This window comes from Reyranella sp., assembly GCF_050185545.1.
In the GTDB taxonomy this organism is placed as follows: Bacteria; Pseudomonadota; Alphaproteobacteria; order Reyranellales; family Reyranellaceae; genus Reyranella.
Genome location: NZ_JBFWZI010000028.1, coordinates 1 through 4,034 on the forward strand (window position 1 = coordinate 1; position 4,034 = coordinate 4,034).

Consider the following 4,034-nt stretch of genomic DNA (forward strand, 5'->3'; position numbering starts at 1 on the left):
TGTCGTCAGAGGGGGTGTCGTCGGGCGCGCTGTCGTCGGACGGTTGGCCGCCAGACACGAGGTCGGGAGTCATATCGCTCGTGAGCGATTCGTAGCTCATCCGGGCGCGATCTTCGTCGCTGTAGTAATCCCAGGCGTCCGTGGACTTCGGTGCCCCGTGCTTCAGCGCCTCCTGCCTCAGCGCCTCGTGCATGTCGGCGATCGTCTCGTCGGGTGGCACGAACCGGTAGGTGAGGTCGAGCGCGAGGCGGGCGGCGCTGGCATTGCCTGCGAACGCGCTGGCGATCAGAGTGTCGACGAGCGCCTCGATGCGCAGCATCCGGCGACGGCGCCCGTCGACGGCGACGGTGACGTCGCTCATCAGCAGCTCACGCATCGCCCCGCCGAGCGTCACCTTGTCGCGCGGGGACCTGGGCCGCCCCAGCGGATTGCCCGACCGGCCCCGCGGAAAGCGGGTCGCCACGGGCGGCTTGCCGTAGCCGACCTTGTACGGTGCGGCTTGGTCTTCGCCGCCTTGGTTCATCGAAGTGCCTTCTCTGGCCCCTTTTGTCATGTCTGCCCGTCCTTCGTTTGCGCATGCGATGGGCTACGATAGATATCCGCAGCGTGCCGGCGCGCGAATAGCCTCCAGCCGACGTGGCTCAGGAATGAGCCACCGTGGCGGCGACCTCTTGACAGCAAGATTCTTCACGTCGGGCAGGCTTCAGAGGATCTCCCGGGAAAGCCCGTGCTTTGGCCTGCGTCAGTCGATCAATCGATCGGCCCGCGCCAGCAGGGCATGCGGAATCGAGAGCCCGAGCGCTTTCGCCCTATCGAGGTTGATGACCAGCTGGAAACGGGTCGGCTGCTGAACCGGCAGGCGCCCCGGGTCGGCGCCGCGCAGGATGCGCTCGGCATGGCCGGCGGCGCGCCGCGACAGGTCGAAGACGTCGGCGCCGTAGCTCATCAGGCAGCCGGCCTCGGTGTGATCCACCACCTGGCAGTTGGTCGCCAGACGCTGCGCGCGCACCAGGCGGGCGATGCGGGCGCGCTCGACGAACAACGTCGGGCTGGGATTGACCACCAGGAAATCGGGCGGATCGGCGCTCATGGCGGCGAACAACGTCTCGATGTCGGCGTCGTTCAGCACCTTCCGGGTCTGCACGGTCTGGCGGATGTAGAGATGCCCTGGGACAGGCGGGGAGAGGGAGATGCCTGGATCGACGAAGCGGCGGGCAAGGTCCGCGGGCTCACAGCGGGTTCGGTCCGAGGATCTCCCAGTGATAAGTCCGTCCGAGCTCGGCGCGCTCGGCCTCGGTCATCGGCCGGCCGGGCCGCTCCAGCATGTCCTCGACGTACTTGCCCGCGGAGGCCGGCGTGTAGAGGAACAGCACGCGGCCGGTCGCCGCGCCGCTGTTCTTCCAGGCGTGCCGGACGTCGCGCGGGAAGAAGGCACAGGTGCCCGGCCCGCCGACCGTGACCTCCTCGCCGATCAGGAAAGTGATCTCGCCCTCGAGGACCCAGGCGACCTCGTCGCTGTCGTGGTGCAGGTGGAACCAGCTCTTCGTGCCGGGCGGCACCGTCTCCTCGAACATCATGATGCTGCCCTCGGTCTCTCGACCGAACAGCTTCAGGTGAGCGAACCGCCCCGGCGCCAACATGTCGAGATGTGTCCCGCCGCCGGCGGGAACGACAAAGCCCTTTGTCGCGGTCATGTCCCCTGTCCTCCACTCTGCGGCGTCACGAGCTTAGGCTTCGGCCGCCCAGCCGACAATTGCTGCAGGAGACACCCAGCACGCCAAGCGCGCACCACGATTCTGGGAAAATGGCGGCAGTGCGTCGAAGGGCGTTCATGGCTGGGGGCGCGCCAGTCCAGTGGCGCGGCTTCTGTGCGATTGGTCGATGATCGCGCCACTGTAGTGGCGCGCCCCCAGCGCATTTTTGTAAGAGGTCGAGGACAAGGGCGATCGGTCACCGCCCTCGCGGGCTAGACGGGGCGGACCACCGTCAATCCGCCGAGCAGCCAGACCGCGAGCACAACCACCAGGACGACGCCCAGCACGCCGCCGAGACCCGGCCCGCCCCACCGTGAGTAGCCCCAGTATCCGCCCCCGCCGCCGAGCAGCAGGATGAGCAGGATGATGATCAGGATCGTTGTCACGCGCCGTTCTCCTTCCGGTATCGGCCCGCATCAGCTGGAACATCCATCAGGACCAGAACGGAAGTCCCCGGCGATTGTTCCGCGAGCCGTCCGGCAGGCGATCCCGCGATCGGTCCGATCCTTGACCCGACAGGCGCCCGGCCAGCAGTCTGGCGTTTCCGTGCGATAGCAAACCAGGAAAGGTTCCCCGTGACCCTGCCGCTCGAAGGAGTTCGCGTCATCGAAGTGGGGCAGGCACTGGCCGGCCCGTTGGCCGGCGTGCTGCTCGCCGACATGGGCGCCGACGTCATCAAGATCGAGAAGCCCGAGGGAGGCGACGATGCCCGCATCTGGGGGCCTCCGTTCGGGCCGGACGGTGTCACCTCGCTCTATTTTTATAGCCAGAACCGCAACAAGCGCTCGGTCGTGCTCGATCTCAAGGCGCCGGCCGACATCGAGAAGCTGAATCGGCTGTGCGAGACCGCCGACATCCTGATCCAGAACCTGCGACCCGGCGTGGTCGACGAGATCGGCATCGGCCCCGAGGCGATGCTCGCGCGTCATCCCCGCCTGATCTACTGCTCGATCTGGGCATTCGGCTACCAGGGTCCGATGCGGCTTAGGCCGGGCTTCGATCCGCTGCTGCAGGCCTATGGCGGCATGATGAGCGTGACTGGCCGGCCCGAGGATCCACCGACCTTCTGCGGCGCCTCGATCAACGACAAGGCGACCGGCATGTTCTGCACCATCGGCGCTCTCGCGGCACTCCGCCAGCGCGACCGCACTGGCAAGGGCTGCCTGGTCGACACCTCGCTGTTCGACTCGGCGGTGCACTGGGTGGAGGGGCAGGTCAACGCCTACCTGGTCGACGGCGTGGTGCCCAGGCGCCACGGCACCGGCGGCGCGGCGATCGTGCCCTACCAGGTGTTCGACACCGCTGACCATCCGCTCTGCCTGGCGCCCGGCAATGACCGCCTGTGGGCGCGCTGCGCGCGGGCGCTGGGGCACCCGGAGTGGGCAACGGACGAGAAGTTCGCGACCAGCGCGCAGCGCGTGCGCAATCGCACGGATCTGTTGCCGCAGATCGCGGCAGCGATGCTGACGCGGAAGCGGGCGGAGTGGCTGAAGCTTTTGGAAGAGGCGGGGGTGCCGTGCAGCCCCGTGAACGATATTGGCGAACTGGTGGCGACGGAGCAGTTTGCGGCGTCGGGGCTGGTGCAGCAGCTCCCCGAGGGTGGGCCGCGGGTGGTCGGGATTCCCATAACCTTCGATCGCGTGCGGCCGCAGTCGGCGCGGATGGCGCCGAAGCTCGGGGAGCATTCCGACGAAGTATTCGGGAAATGATGCCGTCGGTCGAATTGTCAGGCTCCGACCAACTTCGATCAACGATCGTCCGGATCAGGGCCCAACCTGTAGAGAGCCTCGAGAACCAGGCCGATTTGCATTCCCAGTGTTGCCCCGCCGATTGCCACTTCACGACCTTCGCCATCACCGCCGCTCAGCTCCTCGTCCAGGAGAGCACTGGCGTCAACCTCGTCTATAAAGGTCAGGCCTGGTGCGGCGCGACTGCCTGCTGACCGCGCATCGGTTCCATAGGCGATGATGCCGGCTCGACCTGCGAGCGCTTCCCAAATGCCAGCACGTCCTCCGAGCACAAGGATGGTCTCTGGACTGTGTCGATCGAGCTCGGAGCGAATTACGGAAACGGGGTCATCCGGCACGAAGCGTCGACTTCCCTCTGCCGAAGCAGATTCCCCGACGTCCGGGTCGCGTTCCATGACGCCCGCTCGTTCGAGATCGGCCAGTGATCCGGTCCAAGGCTCGTCTTCCCCAGACGGAAGGAGGGATGTGTCGTCCGGGATCCCTTCGTCGCGCCCGAAGAAGGGCGATAGCAATATCAGTGGCGACCGACGGC

6 protein-coding genes are annotated in these 4,034 nt (G+C 66.9%); 1 reads left to right on the forward strand and 5 read right to left on the reverse strand.

Translation table 11 applies throughout. The features are described 5' to 3' along the window. From AB7O82_RS10520 to AB7O82_RS10535, 4 genes are all read right to left on the reverse strand, one after another. A partial coding sequence (locus tag AB7O82_RS10520) for a DUF5681 domain-containing protein (protein WP_428619339.1) occupies positions 1-523 on the reverse strand: 523 nt, incomplete at its 3' end. A gap of 219 nt (positions 524-742) precedes the next feature. Further along, a complete protein-coding gene (locus tag AB7O82_RS10525) occupies positions 743-1,144 on the reverse strand; it encodes an ABC transporter substrate binding protein (protein WP_428553346.1) in 402 nt (133 codons plus the stop codon). Between the two features lie 85 nt (positions 1,145-1,229). Further along, positions 1,230-1,694, reverse strand: a complete 465-nt coding sequence (locus tag AB7O82_RS10530; RefSeq protein WP_428553349.1) for a cupin domain-containing protein — start codon at positions 1,692-1,694, stop codon at positions 1,230-1,232. Between the two features lie 272 nt (positions 1,695-1,966). After that, the gene (locus AB7O82_RS10535) at positions 1,967-2,140 is read right to left on the reverse strand and encodes a DUF3309 family protein (RefSeq protein ID WP_428553352.1); all 174 of its coding nucleotides are present in this window, start codon (positions 2,138-2,140) and stop codon (positions 1,967-1,969) included. Between the two features lie 189 nt (positions 2,141-2,329). Between AB7O82_RS10535 and AB7O82_RS10540 the strand changes: the two genes are divergently transcribed. Continuing rightward, positions 2,330-3,463, forward strand: a complete 1,134-nt coding sequence (locus tag AB7O82_RS10540) for a CaiB/BaiF CoA transferase family protein (RefSeq protein ID WP_428553355.1) — start codon at positions 2,330-2,332, stop codon at positions 3,461-3,463. Positions 3,464-3,501: 38 nt separating this feature from the next. On the opposite strand, the gene AB7O82_RS10545 is transcribed toward AB7O82_RS10540, so the two are convergent. After that, positions 3,502-4,034: hypothetical protein (locus AB7O82_RS10545; RefSeq protein WP_428619341.1), on the reverse strand; the 533-nt coding region annotated here is incomplete at its 5' end.

Coding starts and splice junctions, on each gene's coding strand:
- AB7O82_RS10530 (WP_428553349.1), bottom strand. CDS start 1,694: ATGACCGCGACAAAGGGCTTTGTCGTTCCCGCCGGCGGCGGGACACAT.